Annotated in this window: 16 protein-coding genes; 13 read left to right on the plus strand and 3 right to left on the minus strand. The window is 41.7% G+C overall.

The window, feature by feature from the left end; all coding sequences use genetic code 11:
* Positions 1–14 precede the first annotated feature (14 nt).
* From hflX to NQ488_05450, 5 genes are all read left to right on the plus strand, one after another.
* The gene (hflX, locus tag NQ488_05430) at positions 15–1313 is read left to right on the plus strand and encodes a GTPase HflX (protein ID UWN96738.1); all 1299 of its coding nucleotides are present in this window, start codon (positions 15–17) and stop codon (positions 1311–1313) included.
* Positions 1313–2140, plus strand: a complete 828-nt coding sequence (thyA, locus tag NQ488_05435; protein UWN96739.1) for a thymidylate synthase — start codon at positions 1313–1315, stop codon at positions 2138–2140. The genes hflX and thyA overlap by 1 nt, the downstream gene beginning before the upstream one ends.
* Before the next feature lie 56 nt (positions 2141–2196).
* Positions 2197–2685 (plus strand): dihydrofolate reductase, encoded by a 489-nt coding sequence (locus NQ488_05440; protein UWN96740.1) that lies wholly within the window; start codon positions 2197–2199, stop codon positions 2683–2685.
* A gap of 37 nt (positions 2686–2722) precedes the next feature.
* Positions 2723–4390: a zinc-ribbon domain-containing protein gene (locus NQ488_05445; protein ID UWN96741.1), complete on the plus strand. Its 1668-nt coding sequence runs from the start codon at positions 2723–2725 to the stop codon at positions 4388–4390.
* Positions 4391–4466: 76 nt separating this feature from the next.
* The gene (locus NQ488_05450; protein UWN96742.1) at positions 4467–4676 is read left to right on the plus strand and encodes a hypothetical protein; all 210 of its coding nucleotides are present in this window, start codon (positions 4467–4469) and stop codon (positions 4674–4676) included.
* A gap of 83 nt (positions 4677–4759) precedes the next feature.
* Here NQ488_05450 and NQ488_05455 read toward each other — a convergent pair whose 3' ends face one another.
* Both NQ488_05455 and NQ488_05460 read right to left on the minus strand, forming a co-directional pair.
* Positions 4760–5773 carry an ABC transporter substrate-binding protein gene (locus tag NQ488_05455; GenBank protein ID UWN96743.1) on the minus strand — a complete coding sequence of 338 codons (1014 nt, stop codon included), beginning with the start codon at positions 5771–5773 and terminating at the stop codon, positions 4760–4762.
* An 85-nt stretch (positions 5774–5858) separates the two neighbouring features.
* Positions 5859–6185 carry a cupin domain-containing protein gene (locus NQ488_05460; GenBank protein ID UWN96744.1) on the minus strand — a complete coding sequence of 109 codons (327 nt, stop codon included), beginning with the start codon at positions 6183–6185 and terminating at the stop codon, positions 5859–5861.
* A gap of 265 nt (positions 6186–6450) precedes the next feature.
* Here NQ488_05460 and NQ488_05465 point away from each other — a divergent pair, with 265 nt between their 5' ends.
* Positions 6451–7221, plus strand: a complete 771-nt coding sequence (locus tag NQ488_05465; protein ID UWN96745.1) for a YdcF family protein — start codon at positions 6451–6453, stop codon at positions 7219–7221.
* A 2-nt stretch (positions 7222–7223) separates the two neighbouring features.
* Here the strand turns inward: NQ488_05465 and NQ488_05470 are convergent, their stop codons facing one another.
* On the minus strand, positions 7224–8093 hold the full coding sequence (locus NQ488_05470) for a patatin family protein (GenBank protein ID UWN96746.1): 870 nt from the start codon (positions 8091–8093) through the stop codon (positions 7224–7226).
* Between the two features lie 246 nt (positions 8094–8339).
* Between NQ488_05470 and NQ488_05475 the strand changes: the two genes are divergently transcribed.
* From NQ488_05475 to acpS, 7 genes are all read left to right on the plus strand, one after another.
* Positions 8340–8852 carry a hypothetical protein gene (locus NQ488_05475; GenBank protein ID UWN96747.1) on the plus strand — a complete coding sequence of 171 codons (513 nt, stop codon included), beginning with the start codon at positions 8340–8342 and terminating at the stop codon, positions 8850–8852.
* A gap of 119 nt (positions 8853–8971) precedes the next feature.
* Positions 8972–10462: a threonine synthase gene (thrC, locus tag NQ488_05480; GenBank protein ID UWN96748.1), complete on the plus strand. Its 1491-nt coding sequence runs from the start codon at positions 8972–8974 to the stop codon at positions 10460–10462.
* A gap of 95 nt (positions 10463–10557) precedes the next feature.
* A complete protein-coding gene (locus NQ488_05485; protein UWN96749.1) occupies positions 10558–11244 on the plus strand; it encodes a methionine synthase in 687 nt (228 codons plus the stop codon).
* A 33-nt stretch (positions 11245–11277) separates the two neighbouring features.
* The gene (locus NQ488_05490; protein ID UWN96750.1) at positions 11278–13710 is read left to right on the plus strand and encodes a homocysteine S-methyltransferase family protein; all 2433 of its coding nucleotides are present in this window, start codon (positions 11278–11280) and stop codon (positions 13708–13710) included.
* A 74-nt stretch (positions 13711–13784) separates the two neighbouring features.
* Complete coding sequence (locus NQ488_05495) at positions 13785–14423, plus strand: redox-sensing transcriptional repressor Rex (protein ID UWN96751.1); 639 nt, start codon at positions 13785–13787, stop codon at positions 14421–14423.
* 17 nt (positions 14424–14440) lie between these two features.
* Positions 14441–15049 (plus strand): hypothetical protein, encoded by a 609-nt coding sequence (locus NQ488_05500; protein ID UWN96752.1) that lies wholly within the window; start codon positions 14441–14443, stop codon positions 15047–15049.
* Positions 15046–15411, plus strand: a complete 366-nt coding sequence (acpS, locus tag NQ488_05505; protein ID UWN96753.1) for a holo-ACP synthase — start codon at positions 15046–15048, stop codon at positions 15409–15411. Before NQ488_05500 ends, acpS begins: the two co-directional genes overlap by 4 nt.
* The last annotated feature ends 22 nt before the right edge of the window (positions 15412–15433 follow it).

The following is a 15433-nucleotide window of genomic DNA, read 5'->3' on the forward strand; positions in this document are numbered from 1 at the left end:
TGGAGAAAAGCCTGATGGCAAAGACTCATGATATGGAAGAGCGCGAAGAGCGCTTTATTCTCGTGGCGGTGCAGACTGATGAACGTGATGACACCAGGCAGTCACTTGCTGAACTCAGGGAACTTGTAAAGACTGCAGGAGCACAGGTGTGTGATGTAGTTATCCAGAACAGGGAGGCTGTACACCCGGGAACATATATAGGAAAGGGTAAGATAGAAGAGCTGGCATGTCTTGCTGCACAGTATGATGCAGACGGAATAGTGTGTGATGATGAACTTTCACCGGCACAGCTTAAGAATCTTGAAGAGGAGCTTAATTGTAAGGTACTTGACAGAACTCTGGTTATCCTTGATATATTCGCTGCAAGGGCATCAACAAGCGAAGGTAAGATTCAGGTTGAGATGGCACAGCTTAAGTACAGAATGTCACGTTTGGCAGGTCTTGGCCTCGGACTTTCAATGTCACGTCTTGGCGGCGGTGTTGGAACAAGAGGTCCCGGTGAGAAGAAGATTGAGATGGACAGACGTCTTATCCGTGACAGAATCGCACAGCTTAAAAGTGAGCTTGATGAGGTCGTAAGACACAGAGAAGTAACAAGACAGCAGAGAAAAAAGACAAGTATGCCGGTTGCTGCAATTGTAGGATATACAAATGCCGGCAAATCAACGCTGCTTAACAGACTTACTGATGCGGACGTGCTGTCAGAAGATAAGCTTTTTGCAACACTTGACCCTACAACGAGGGAACTGGTTCTTACTGATAAGTCAAGAGTGCTGCTTACCGATACGGTCGGATTTATCAGAAAGCTTCCGCACCATCTTATAGATGCGTTCAGAAGTACACTTGAAGAAGCGAGATATGCGGATATTATAGTGCATGTTGTTGATGCATCCAATGATGATATGGAACGTCAGATGGAGATTGTATATGATACACTGCAGGAACTTGAAGTCGGGGACAAACCGGTTATAACTCTCTTCAACAAATGTGATATGCTGGATATGACGGATTCATCAGCAAAGCCAAGGGATTTTAAGGCAGATAAGACCGTATATATATCTGCAAAGACGGGACAGGGACTTGATGAGTTTGAAGAGGCACTTGGAGATATCTTAAGAGGCTCCAAAGTATATATAGAGCATTGTTACGGATTTGCAGATGCAGGAAAGATACAGGTCATAAGACAGTACGGACAGCTGATGAGTGAAGATTATACGGCTGATGGTATTATGGTAAAAGGCTATATCGGAAAGGAATATCTCGACAGAGCCGGATTATCATCATATCTTAAGAAGGAGGATAATGAGTACTGATGAGTTACGCTGATAAAGTTTTTATAGATATGTGTAATGATATAATTGACAACGGGTACAGCACAGAGGGCGAGAAAGTCAGACCTAAGTGGGATGATGGCTCGTATGCATATACAATCAAGAAGTTTGGTGTTGTGAACAGATATGATCTTAGCAGAGAATTTCCGATTATGACATTAAGACGGACAGCATTCAAAAGCTGTATAGACGAGATACTCTGGATATGGCAGAAAAAGTCCAATAATATAAAGGATCTTAACAGCCATATATGGGATGAATGGGCCGACGAGAACGGCTCAATCGGCAAAGCGTACGGATATCAGCTTGGCGTCAGGCACCAGTATAAGGAAGGAATGATGGATCAGGTCGACAGAGTTCTGTATGACCTTAAGAATAATCCATACAGCCGCCGTATAATGACTAATATATATGTACACCAGGATCTGCATGAGATGAATCTTTATCCTTGTGCATACAGCATGACCTTTAACGTTACCGGTAATAAGCTTAATGCTATACTCAATCAGCGTTCTAATGATATTCTTACTGCGAATAACTGGAATGTAGTACAGTATGCGGTACTTGTACACATGATTGCACAGGTGAGCGGACTTGAGGCGGGAGAGCTTGTCCATGTAATAGCGGATGCGCATATATATGACAGACATATTCCTCTTGTAAAAGAACTGATAAAGCGTCAGACATATGATGCACCTGTATTCCGCATGAATCCGGATGTTAAAGACTTTTATGAGTTCACGGTGGATGATTTTGAACTTGAGGATTACAAGTATGGTACGCAGATAAAGATACCTGTTGCGGTCTGACGGAGGAAAATGAAAGTTAATTTAGGAAAATGTTGCAGAAAGAGAGGTCATTTTTTATGAATATGATAGTTGCTGTAGACAGTAACTGGGCTATAGGACACAAAGGGAAGCTTCTTGTGAGTATTCCGGAAGATATGCAGTTTTTCCGCAGGGAGACGACAGGAAAAGTAGTCGTTATGGGAAGAAAGACACTGGAAAGCTTCCCTAATGGACTGCCGCTTAAGAACAGGGTTAATGTTGTCATAACAAAAGATAAGGAGTATAATGTTAAAGATGCCATCATCTGCCATAGTATCGAGGAGGCACTTGAAGTGCTTAAGCAGTATAATGATGAAGATATCTATGTTATAGGCGGAGAGTCAGTATACAGACAGTTCCTCACATATTGCAGTGTGGCTCATGTTACTAAGATCAATTACTCATATGATGCAGATACATATTTTCCAAATCTTGATGAGATGGACGAATGGACAATTGAGGAGAGCAGCGACGAACGTACATATTTTGATCTGGAATATGAATTTGTCAAATATGTGAAGAAGTAATTGACAGGAAGAAATAATTAATATGGGAGGTGTGGATATGTTTTGTCCAAAGTGTGGTAATGAAGTAGAACAAGGGGCAATGTTCTGCCCAAAGTGCGGCAATATGCTTATGCCGCAGGAACCGGTGGATCTTACAAAAAGTATGAGTGACAGCGTTGGACCGGTGCAGAATAGTGGTAACGGATATGGTGCACAGCCGGTACAGCAGCCATATCAGCCGGTACAGCCGCCGGTAGGAAAACATGTAGAGCCTAAGAAGAGTAAGGCTCCGCTTATTGCAGCGATAATTGCACTTATAGTAGTTGCACTTGGTGTTGCGGGATTCTGCATGAGATCAACACTTGCAATGATTATTAACCCTGAAGAACAGGTTAAGGAAGCTCTTAAGAGCTCAGCAGGCAATCTCCAGACATCATTTGACACAGTTATGTCAGATAGCAGCTTAGCATCAACACAGGTTGCTGGTAAGAATGATTTTACATATTCGCTTCATATTGACAGGGCAACTGTCAACGGAAGTGATTATCTTTCATATGTTAAGGCAGACACGCTTAACATGCATCTTCAGATGTCACCTGAAGATAAGGTTATTGCAGGAACGATGGGACTCGCACAGGGAACCGGTAAGTCTTCGGTGATTGAGATGAAGATTTACATGGATACTAATAATGTATATTTTAGTATTCCTGCACTTTGCAGCAAGTCATTCTATATGAAGACAGATGATGTATTCAGAGATAGCGGAATCAGCTACAGTGATATGTTCAGCTACATGGGCAAAGCTGCTTCAACAAGTAATATTTCTGCTTATTCGGGAATTATACAGGCTGTTGTTAAAGATGTATTCGGTGCGGTTGATTCATTTATCGATGAATTATCATATGATAAGCTTGGCAGGGTAACATTCAATGGCGAGCAGGGAGATGTCAAAGCTACACAGTTCGCGATAACGGTGACAGAGCAGAATGTCAAGAATTTTGCCAATAATGTTATTGAGAATGTATTTAATGATGATACGCTTAAGCCTTATCTGGCATTCGTATCAGGATATGTCACAAAGGATACATGTAAGAATGCAGTCACTAATGCAGAACTCGGATTCGGACAGTTTGTTGTGAATGCTGCAATAACCAATAAAAAAGAGCTCGTGTCAGTTTCATTTGATACTAATTCAATTACAACATACAAGGGGTCAGCATTTAAGGCAGAACTTAAGCTCCTCGGCAGAGAGAAAAAGAATGACTGCATCTACGTCAATATAGGCTCAGACGAACTTGATATGGATGCAATGGCTTCATCAAGCGGAGATAATATCAAGATTGACGTAAAGGTTACACCTAAGTCAGGCAATATATCCAACCAGTATCTCAGACTGTATATGGATGCTGCAATGAAGGGTATGGATGCATCAAGCGGTTCACTTGTTATTAATTCATTAACACTGGATGGCAATATTGATGGTACATCATTAGATGTTGCAATGTCAGGTTCGGCGGATTATAAGCAGATTAGTTCACTTGATTTCAGGTCATCGGATTTTGCTAATGCAATTAACGCATCAAGAATGACTGCATCACAGGAGAACGAAGTGTCTTCGGAGGTTATAAAGAATATATCGGTTCTCAAGAATGTGCTTTCTGACGATATGTATAATAATATCTATCGTCAGATGTTCGGTTCATCATCAATAAAATCATTTTACTAAGATATGATGGCTCCGGCTTGTAAGGCACATTGAAAGGATGACACGATAATATAAAACAAGAAGGAAGGTTTGAATTATGGACAACAGGGAAGTAATGTTGATTGATTCAATTGATAAGGCAAAGAAGGATAGACTTGAGAAGCTGCTTCTTAAGAATAACATCAGCTATTTTGAAAGATCCAAGGGTGACCATGGCTTCTTTTCAAAATCATCCAACCGCAAATATTCCATCTATGTACATATCGATTCCTTAGAACGTGCCAAGAGCATATTAGAAGAAATGTAATTTATAATGTGAATCTAAAAGACATCATACAGCGCAGTTAATCAATTATTGACCGCATGTATGATGTCTTTTTTAGCATAATGTTATTTTGCACGTTCTGCGAATTCAGTATTAACGAGTACTTCATAAGGAACACGCGATTTGAGTTCACCTGAGGACTCAAGAATATCGAGAAGCAGATTGAAGCTGTCTTCTGAAAATACAGTGTTATCTTTCCAGGAATCCTGCTGCTTGTAACGGTCAATTATCTTTACAAGGTCTTTGGACTCGGTCTCCGGAAACTGTGGTGCGATAACTGTGGCAATTTCTTCCGGCGTGTGCGTATTTACATAGTTAATACCCTTTTGTATTGCATTTGTAAATGACTGTATTATCTCCGGGTGATTTTTAATATAACTTTTTTTTGCACAGTATGCAGTGTATGGTACATATCCGCTCTCAATGCCAAGAGAGCTTACAACGTAACCGGCACCTTCGTTTTCCAGAAGTGTCGCATGCGGCTCAAACTCAACTGTATAGTCATAATCATCAGGGCTGCCTTTGAAAGCACCGGCAGTGGAGCCAAAGTCAATATTCTGTATGATTGTAAGATCATTTTTATAATCGATTCCCTTATTTTTGAGAATGTATTCAAGAATCATCTCGGGCATGCCACCTGCGCGTCCGCCAAGGACAGTACTGCCCCTGAGTGAGTCCCAATTGAAGTCTGGTTGCGGTGTACGGGATACAAGAAAATTACCTGCTCGCTGTGTAAGCTGCGCAAAGTTGACAGCATAGTCTGTGGAACCTTCGTTATATACATACACTGAGGATTCTGAGCCCATAAATCCTATATCGGCATCTCCGGATACGAGTGATGTCATTACTTTATCAGCACCAAAACCGGTGACGAGCGTAAGGCTGATTCCTTCTTCCTCAAAGTATCCGTTCTCGATTGCAACATACTGTGGAGCGTAGAATATAGAGTGGGCAACCTCATTAAGGGTTATCTGAGTGAGTCTGTCAGAAGAGTCCTGTGGAAAACAGGCTGACATTGAAATGAGTGTGGTGACAGAAAGAGCAATTCCTGTGATGCCACCAAGCATCCTGTGTTTCATATAAAAGCCTCCGTAATCTGGATTCATTTATATTCTATGCATATGGATGCTGTGGTGACAGCAGGAGAGTAATATTCAGATAAAACTATTTCTTTAGAAAATCTTCTCTTGCGGGATTGAATACATCTACAAGAATTCCGTCCTCGAGAGCAACAACTCCATGAACAGCATCAGACGGCATGTATACACTGTCTCCCTGCTTTACTATTCTGGTTTCCCCATCAATTGTGAATTCAAAGCTTCCTTTTGCGATATATGTAATCTGAAGATGTGGGTGTGAATGAGTGTTTCCTCTTGCCCCCTTTTTGAATGTTATCTCGCACATCATAAGCTCATCTGAATGGGTGAGAATCTTACGTGTTACGCCCGGCTCGCAGTCGGTAGGAATTACATCATTGTTGAATACGAACATAATTAGTCCTCCATTAGCATTTATTTAAAATGCATTATACACCAAACTGAAGGTTTGTACAATTATGTTAAAATATGTTTCGGTGAGGAAAATTGACAAATACATGTCGGCATCATATGATAAAATATGATAAATTGAAATAATAACTGATTTTTATAAAGCAATTAGTGCCGCAGACACCACAAATTGCGTCTGTAGCAGAGCTGAATCTGATATTTGGCTTGTGATTTTTTGACGCTTTGTATGTCTGCGGAAAGGAGATAATATGCAGTATACATGGCTTACAATTGCGATTTTAAGCGCGGGATATTTTATTACATGTCTGGCTGTAACCGGACCATCGTCAATGTTTAATTATATATGGCTTGCTATTTCGTTATTTTTTGGATTTGTTTTTTATATAAGCAGAATGGAAGCCTGCGGAAGAATTGTACTTCATGTATGGACTAAGACAGCATTTACGGTTGTGATGATATTGGGATTTGGCTATCTTGCCGTGCTTGAGGGACTTGTGATAAGTAAGATGAATGCAAAACCTGACGGCGGGTGCGATTATATGATAGTGCTTGGAGCACATGTCAAAGGGGATGTGGTCTCAAAATCACTTGCGCAGAGGCTGGATACTGCATATGAGTATGCATGCAGTGAAGATGGAAAGGAATGTACCATAATAGTTGCAGGCGGTAAGGGAAAAGGAGAGAGTGTAACAGAGGCATTCGCAATGAAAAGATATCTTACTGAAAAGGGGATTAATCCCGACAGGATACTTATGGAGGATAAATCAACAGATACACAGCTTAATATAAAGCTGAGCAGGGAGCTGTATATAGATGATACCGCTTCGGATGTTGTAATTGCCAGCAGCAGCTTCCATATATTCAGGGCACTTAAGCTTGCGAATGCCCAGGGGCTTAATAATGTACAGGGCCTTGCGGCCCCGTCCAATAAAATACTGCTTGTCAATTACATGCTGCGTGAAGCGGTAGGAATTACAAAAGAGATTGTATTCGGTAATTTCCGATATGCCGTAATTTAATGTTAAGATTCAGCACCGGTGCCATAGAATGACTTTACGGTGCCGGCAATGTCCATGCCTTTTTTGAATCCGTCATTATAGAGGGCATCAATCTTGGACAGGTCTTTTTCAAGACGGCTGAAGCCTTTGGTACTGTCAGGACGTATTACGATGACACGTCCGTCTTTTTCATATTCTGCAAGCCTGTCGAGACAGCTGTTATATCTTCTGGCACGTTTCATAAGGTCCTTTGCAAGCTCCGGATATTTCATGTATGCATGTGCAACGGCTCTGGTTGAACGCCCTGTCTGCTTGCGGTAGCCATCCTCTCTTGTGAGCACAACAACAACTCTGTCACATCCGTCTGCAAATGCTTTTTCAAAAGGAATTGAGTCGCTTAAGCCTCCGTCAAGATATGGCGTGTCATTAATGTAAATGAAAGGAAAAAGCAGTGGAAGCGCACAGGTTGCCTGAAGGACTGTGTTCTGCGGATCATGTGCACTAACATGCATATATTCGGGACGTCCTGTGAGAACATTAGTCACAACGGCAATGAACTCTCCATGGCTGTTATATCTGTCAAATGCTTCATAATCAAAAGGAACAAGCTCATTTGGAATTGTATCATAGGCAAATTTGAGACCATAATAACTTTTGTTAGACGGATTGATAAGATTGCCGGCACCCATGTAACGCTTGTCATGGCAGAACTGCATAATAATGTCATAGTTACGCTTCGCCTGTCCTGATGCATATGAAACACCATAAGCTGCTCCGGCGGATACTCCGATCATGTAGTCAGGCATTATATTATTGGCAAGGAATGCATCCATTACGCCGCATGAAAATATTGTTCTGAAAGCACCACCCTCAAATACTATTCCGGTTTTCAATGTGTATATCCTCCATTCTTAATATTGCGATATAATTATGCTTGGGGCAGAATCCCCAGGCTTTGATGATATAAAGATATAAAAAGAATTATAGCACTCATGTCTTTATCGTGCAAATGCATGAGGTAATGGAAATATTTTGCATATGTGATATGCATATTATGTATATCTGCTTGAGAATATATCAAATGAAGTGTATAATTGGATTGTTGCAGGCAATATCATGCAGTGTAGCGGAGGATTGGCATGAAGAGTGAAGACAGATTCGATAATATGAGTCCGGATGAACTTGATAATAAGAAAAAATGGTTCTTTAAAGAAAGTCTGCGTCTTGAAGAGATGAAGAAGGAGCTTGAGGACGAGCGCAAGCTTATAGATATTCAGAAGAATCTGCTGGAACGCCAGCAGAGCAAGAATATGCTGCTTCGCAAACAGCTTGAGAACCAGAAGATTTTGTTCGACAGACAGTGGCAGCTCCTTGAGAATGAGACAAGAAGGCTGGCAATAGACAAGGAACAGTTTGAAAGAGATAAGCTGTGCTTCAGGGACAATGCCGTTAGGGAGGCAAGAAGAAGCATGTCTGTGGAGGCTAATGTGAATGTATTCTTCAGGGGTGTTGATGATATGGCATCGCTTAAGAAGAGATATAAGTCACTTCAGAAGATATATCACCCGGATAACATGCACGGGGACAGCACAGTAATTCTGGCAATTAATGCTGAGTATGACAAGCTGTCACGTTTTTATTTGGGAACATAGTACGATTTGTTAAACATTTTATTGCAGATGATAATTCTCTGTGATAAAATATTTTTGTTTATGTAAAAACGCGTCTGCCTGACCTTAATGGCAGTATGCACTGTATATGGAGGAAGAAGATGGAATTAATGTATAAGAGTACGAGAGACGCTAATGTAAGTGTTAAGGCTTCACAGGCAATACTTAAGGGACTTGCACCGGACGGAGGTCTTTTTGTACCTGATAGTATACCTGCACTTGACGTAAGTCTTGATAAGCTTGCTTCAATGGATTATAAGGGAGTTGCGTATGAAGTAATGAAGCTTATGCTCACTGATTTTACAGAGGAAGAGCTTAAGGACTGCATTAATAAGGCATACGACTCAAAGTTCGATACAGATGAGATAGCTCCGCTCGTAAGTGCTGATGGCGCATATTATCTGGAACTTTTCCATGGTGCAACGATTGCATTTAAGGATATGGCACTTTCAATACTTCCACATCTTCTTATAACATCTGCCAGAAAGAATAATGTTACTAATGACATAGTTATTCTTACAGCAACATCAGGTGATACAGGTAAGGCTGCACTTGCGGGATTTGCTGATGTTAAGGGTACTAAAATTATCGTATTCTATCCTAAGGATGGTGTCAGCCCTGTTCAGGAGAAGCAGATGGTAACACAGAAGGGTGACAATACATATGTAATCGGAATTAAGGGTAATTTCGATGATGCACAGACAGGCGTTAAGAATATATTCGGTGACAAGGAACTTGAGAAGGTTATGAATGCTGCGGGATATCAGTTCTCATCAGCTAATTCAATCAATATCGGACGTCTTGTACCACAGATAGTTTATTATGTATATGCATATACAAGACTTCTTGCCAATGACCGGATTAAGGATGGCGAGAAGATCAATGTTGTAGTACCTACAGGTAACTTCGGTAATATCCTTGCTGCATTTTATGCTAAGAATATGGGACTTCCGATTAATAAGCTTATATGTGCATCCAATGACAATAAGGTTCTGTATGATTTCTTTGCTACAGGTGAGTATGACAGAAATCGTGATTTTATCCTTACAACATCTCCTTCAATGGATATTCTTATCTCAAGTAACCTTGAAAGACTTATCTATAGAATTGCAGGTAATGATGCAGCTAAGAATCAGGAGCTTATGTCAGAACTCAAGTCTCAGGGCAGATATGGAATTACGGATGAGATGAAGAAGCAGCTTGCAGATTTCTATGGTAATTATGCAACAGAGGAAGAGAATGCAGCTACGATTAAGAAACTGTATGAGGATACAGGATATATTATTGATACTCACACAGGTGTCGCAGCAACTGTATATGAGAAGTATAAGAAGGATACAGGTGATACTACTAAAACTGTAATTGCATCTACAGCAAGTCCTTACAAGTTCACAAGAAGTGTGCTTACAGCAATAGATCCAAAGTATGATTCAATGGGTGATTTTGAACTTGTTGACGAACTTAACAGACTGTCAGGTGTTGATATTCCTAAGGCAATTGAGGACATCAGAACAGCACCGGTTCTTCATGACACAGTATGCGAAGTTAATGAGATGTGTGATAATGTTAAGAGGATTCTTGGCATCAATTAACAGATAATGGAATGGTTAAGCCAGTCTGCAGAAGTTTTGGGGCAGGCTGGCTTTTAAGTTTATATGGGTATTAGGTTAAGATAAGAATGAATGACATGAATAATGATATAATAAAGCTGGATGCCCTGGACAGACAGGAGGCACTGCGTTACCTTGGAATGGGAAAAACAGAGCCTGACGATAATACACAGAGACTGCTTGATGAATGTGAGAAGCTTCTTCTTGAAGCAGCAAGACCACAATATGTATACAGATGCTTTGAATGCATACACAGGGAAGAAGGTGTTGAAGCGGCAGGAACTAATCTTATCCTTACAGGCAATTCAATTAAAGAACATCTCAAGGGATGTGACCGTATGGTGCTGTTATGTGTAACAATATCGGCAGAAGTTGACAGACTTTTGAGAAAGCTTGAACTTAAAGATATGGCTGCAATGGTGGTTGCCGACAGCCTTTCAAGTGTAGCTGTGGAACAGGTATGCAGTAAGGCGGAACGGATAATTGCCGATAAGTTTGAAGGGACTTATCAGACATGGAGATTCGGAATAGGATATGGAGACCTTCCGCTTACATTACAGCCGGATTTTTTAAGGATACTTGATGCCGGAAAGAGGGTTGGCGTATATGCAACTAAAAGCTGTCTGCTCACACCGAGAAAGTCGGTTACTTGTATAATAGGAGTGTCGGATAAACCGCTTCCGAAGTCACAGCGCGGATGTCAGACATGTAATATGAAAGGGAAATGCCCTTACAGCGGAACTGATATTGGGTGTGGAAGATAACAGGAAAGATAACAGATAAAAGAGGACAGAATAATGAACAATAGTTTCAGGGATTTACTTAAAAATGAATATGTTATTCTTGACGGGGCAATGGGAACAATGCTTCAGGCAGCAGGGATGAAGATGGGAGAAACACCGGAAGTCCTGAGCATTACGCAGCCGGAACTGCTTGAGAATATTCATTCACAGTACATAAAGGCCGGTTCACAGATAGTATATGCCAATACATTCGGAGCCAATCCATACAAGCTTGAGGGCTGCGGATATTCACTTGAGGAGATAGTCAAAGCGGCGATTGCCAATGCGAGGCGTGCAAGTGATGCCAATCCGGCAGAAGACGGAAGCAAAGCGCTTGTAGCTCTTGATATAGGACCTATCGGACAGCTTATGGAACCTACGGGAACTATGAGCTTTGAAGAAGCTTATGATATGTATGCACAGCTTATAAAAGCAGGAAGTGATGCAGATCTCATTGTGTTCGAAACAATGACAGACCTGCTTGAGGTTAAGGCAGGAGTACTTGCGGCAAAGGAAAATTCCGACCTTCCTGTCATGGTTACAATGACATTTGAGATGAACCACAGAACATTTACAGGTGTATCCGTACAGTCAATGGCATTAACCCTTGAAGGGCTTGGCGTGGATGCAATAGGTGTAAACTGTTCCCTCGGACCGAAAGAACTTGAACCGGTTGTAAAAGAACTTGCGGACTGGACTAACCTGCCGATTGTCCTCAAGCCTAATGCAGGGCTTCCTGACCCTAAGACTAACAAATACAATCTGTCAGCTGCCGATTTTGCTGAATCAATGAAGATTCTGCTTCCGTATGGGATAAAGGTATTTGGCGGATGCTGTGGTACAACACCTGACTTTATCAGGGAACTTAAGAATATGCTTAAGACAGAGGGTAATCCGGCAACACACAGCAAAAAGACAGGTGCAGCAGTGTGCTCACCTACACAGGCGGTCGCAATATCGCAGCCGAGAATAATCGGTGAGAGAATTAACCCGACAGGCAAGAAGCTTTTTAAGGAGGCACTCCTTAATAATGATATAGATTACATACTTAATCAGGCACTTGAGCAGGTTAAGGGCGGAGCTGATATCCTTGATGTCAATGTCGGACTTCCGGGAATTGATGAAAAAGAGATGATGGTCAAGGTGGTTAAGGCGCTTCAGGGAATTGTGGATGTGCCGCTCCAGATTGACTCAACAATACCTGAGGTGCTTGAAGCTGCACTCCGTGTATATAACGGAAAGCCGATAGTTAATTCTGTTAATGGTGAGGAAAAGTCTCTTGCAACCGTACTTCCGCTTGTTAAGAAGTATGGTGCTGCTGTTGTCGGGCTTACTCTTGACGAGGGAGGAATACCGAAGAAGGCAGAGGACAGATTCCGTATCGCACAGAAGATACTTGACAGGGCGCAGGCAATAGGCATCCCGAAGGAAGATGTATTTATTGACTGTCTTACACTGACGGCGTCCGCGGAGCAGGAGAATGTAATGGAGACGATTAATGCGCTCCACCGTGTCAAGACCGAGCTGGGGCTTAAGACAGTCCTCGGAGTATCCAATATATCATTCGGACTTCCTAACAGAGAGCTCGTTAATCACATTTTCCTTGCAATGGCTCTTAATAACGGACTTGACCTGCCTATAATCAACCCTAATAACGAAGCAATGACAGGTACGGTAAGGGCATACAAGCTTCTTGCCAATTATGATGTCAATTCAGTTGAATATATTAAGGCATATGCCAATATGCCTAAGGTTAAAAAGATAGTAATAGATGACAATGCGTCAGGAGCGGCTGCAAAGGCGGATGGCAATGCACCGCTTGGCGGCGGGGATACGCTTATGCATGCAGTGCTTAACGGACTTAAGACTGAGGGAGCACAGTGTACTGAAGAGCTGCTTAAGACAATGGATTCAATGGAGATTGTGAATGATATTCTTATTCCGGCACTTGACAGAATCGGAGCTGATTTTGAAAAAGGTAAGATATTCCTTCCACAGCTTATACAGTCAGCAGGCGTTGCCCAGGCTGCATTTGAAGTAATTAAAAAGCAGATGGCAGGTAAGGATTCCAAGCCTGTTAGCAAGGGAAAGATAGTTATAGCAACTGTTAAGGGAGATATTCATGATATTGGCAAGAATATTGTAAAGGTACTCCTTGAGAATTACGGATATGATGTGATAGATCTTGGTAAAGACGTAGAGTATCAGGCTGTTGTAGATGCGGTGCGTGAGAGCGGTGCAAAGCTTGTAGGTCTGTCAGCACTTATGACAACAACTCTTGTTTCAATGGAAGAGACAATAAAGCTTATCCACGAAAATAACCTTGACTGTAAGATAATGGTCGGGGGTGCTGTACTTACTCCTGAATATGCAGAACAGATACATGCGGATTTTTATGCAAAGGATGCCAAGGAATCGGTTGATATTGCCAAGCGTGTTATCGGATAATTATTTTGACATGATTTTAACGAGGCGTTATAATAATAACGGCTTAAAGTCCTTATGATGAAAAGGGGTGCTATATGAGCAGCGATAAAAAAATATCATCTGCGGTTATACGCAGACTCCCAAGATACTACAGATATCTTGGAGAGATAAAGGAAAGCGGCATACAGAGAATATCATCCAACGAACTCAGTAATCGTATGAAAGTTACTGCGTCACAGATACGTCAGGATCTTAATAATTTTGGCGGATTCGGGCAGCAGGGCTATGGATATAATGTTGAATATCTGTACGAGGAGATAGGCAAGATTCTCGGAATAGATAAGACACACAGCATGGTTATAGTAGGTGCCGGTAATCTCGGACAGGCAATAGTTAATTCTGAAGACTTTGCCAAGAGGGGATTTATCATAAGGGGAGTGTTTGATAATAATAAGGAGCTGGACGGCAGGAAGATAGGAGAACATCAGATAATGATGTCTGACAGGCTGCCACAGTTTATAAAAGACGAGAATATAGAGATACTTGCAATAACCGTTCCGAAAGATGCGGCGCGGGAAGTCGCCAGAGTGGCGGTTGAAGCGGGGATTAAGGCAATATGGAATTTTGCACATACTGATATTAATGTCCCGGACAATATTGTCGTTGAGAATGTACATCTGTCAGAGAGCCTTATGAGACTTTCATATAATATGGCCAATCATGCTAATCAGTAAGAAAGGGGGAATGTTTGATGGCTGAGATAACAAGCGATTTCATAAAGAGTAATGCAGCCTTTAAACAGATTCCGATACTGACTCTGGACAAGAATTATTACAGCCTTTTCCCGGATGAGAGTGATAAGCCGGAGACTATAAGGGTACTTGAAGAAAGAGTTAATAATCTGCTTAAGAAGCAGGGACAGGTTAATAATGACCTTAAGGAAGTTAAGAAGATTAAAAGCAGACTGATTCAGGGCGTTGTTGATGATATGGAGATGGACAGTAGTGATCCGAAACACCTTAAGAAGATGAACGAGAGCCAGAGACTTATTCAGGAGGCAAAGGGCAAGATTGCCCAGCTTGAGGATGAATCACTTGATGTTCCACACAAGCTTGCAGCAGCTAATCTTGATCTTCTTACTGCAACTATACGTTACTGCTATGGCAGGATGAATTCAAACAGGGCAGATATCGCACTGCTTGATAAGTGGATTAATGATACAAGAGTTAAGCTGAAGAAGAATCTTGTGATTAAACAGGATAAAGAGCTAGGTAACGAAGAGATGTACGGTCATCTTCATGATATACTCGGACAGGGGCTTATGGGTCTGCTTGATGAGAGAAATGAGCAGCAGGAATGATAGTCGGAATCGGCAATGATATTTTGGAGATGGAGCGGGTCAGAAAGGCATGTGAAAAGGAGTCCTTTCTGGGTCGCTGTTTTACAGATAAAGAGATTATCCAGTCTGATGGCAGTGCGAGTTTCTATGCCGGCAATTTTTGTGTTAAGGAGTCGGTGGCAAAAGCACTTGGCACCGGATTCTCAGGCTTTGGCCCAAGAGACATAGAGGTACTCCGTGATGACATGGGCAAGCCATATGTGGTTCTGTACGGTGAAGCAGGAAGACTGGCTGATTCTATTGGTGTTACGCATATACATGTAAGTATTTCAAACCTTAAAGAGCTTGTCGCGGCAGTAGCCGTGGCTGAGAAATGTGACTGAAAATGTGACTGAATGGAGGTTA

Source organism: [Bacteroides] pectinophilus (assembly GCA_025146925.1).
Taxonomy (GTDB): Bacteria; Bacillota; Clostridia; order Lachnospirales; family Lachnospiraceae; genus Bacteroides_F; species Bacteroides_F pectinophilus.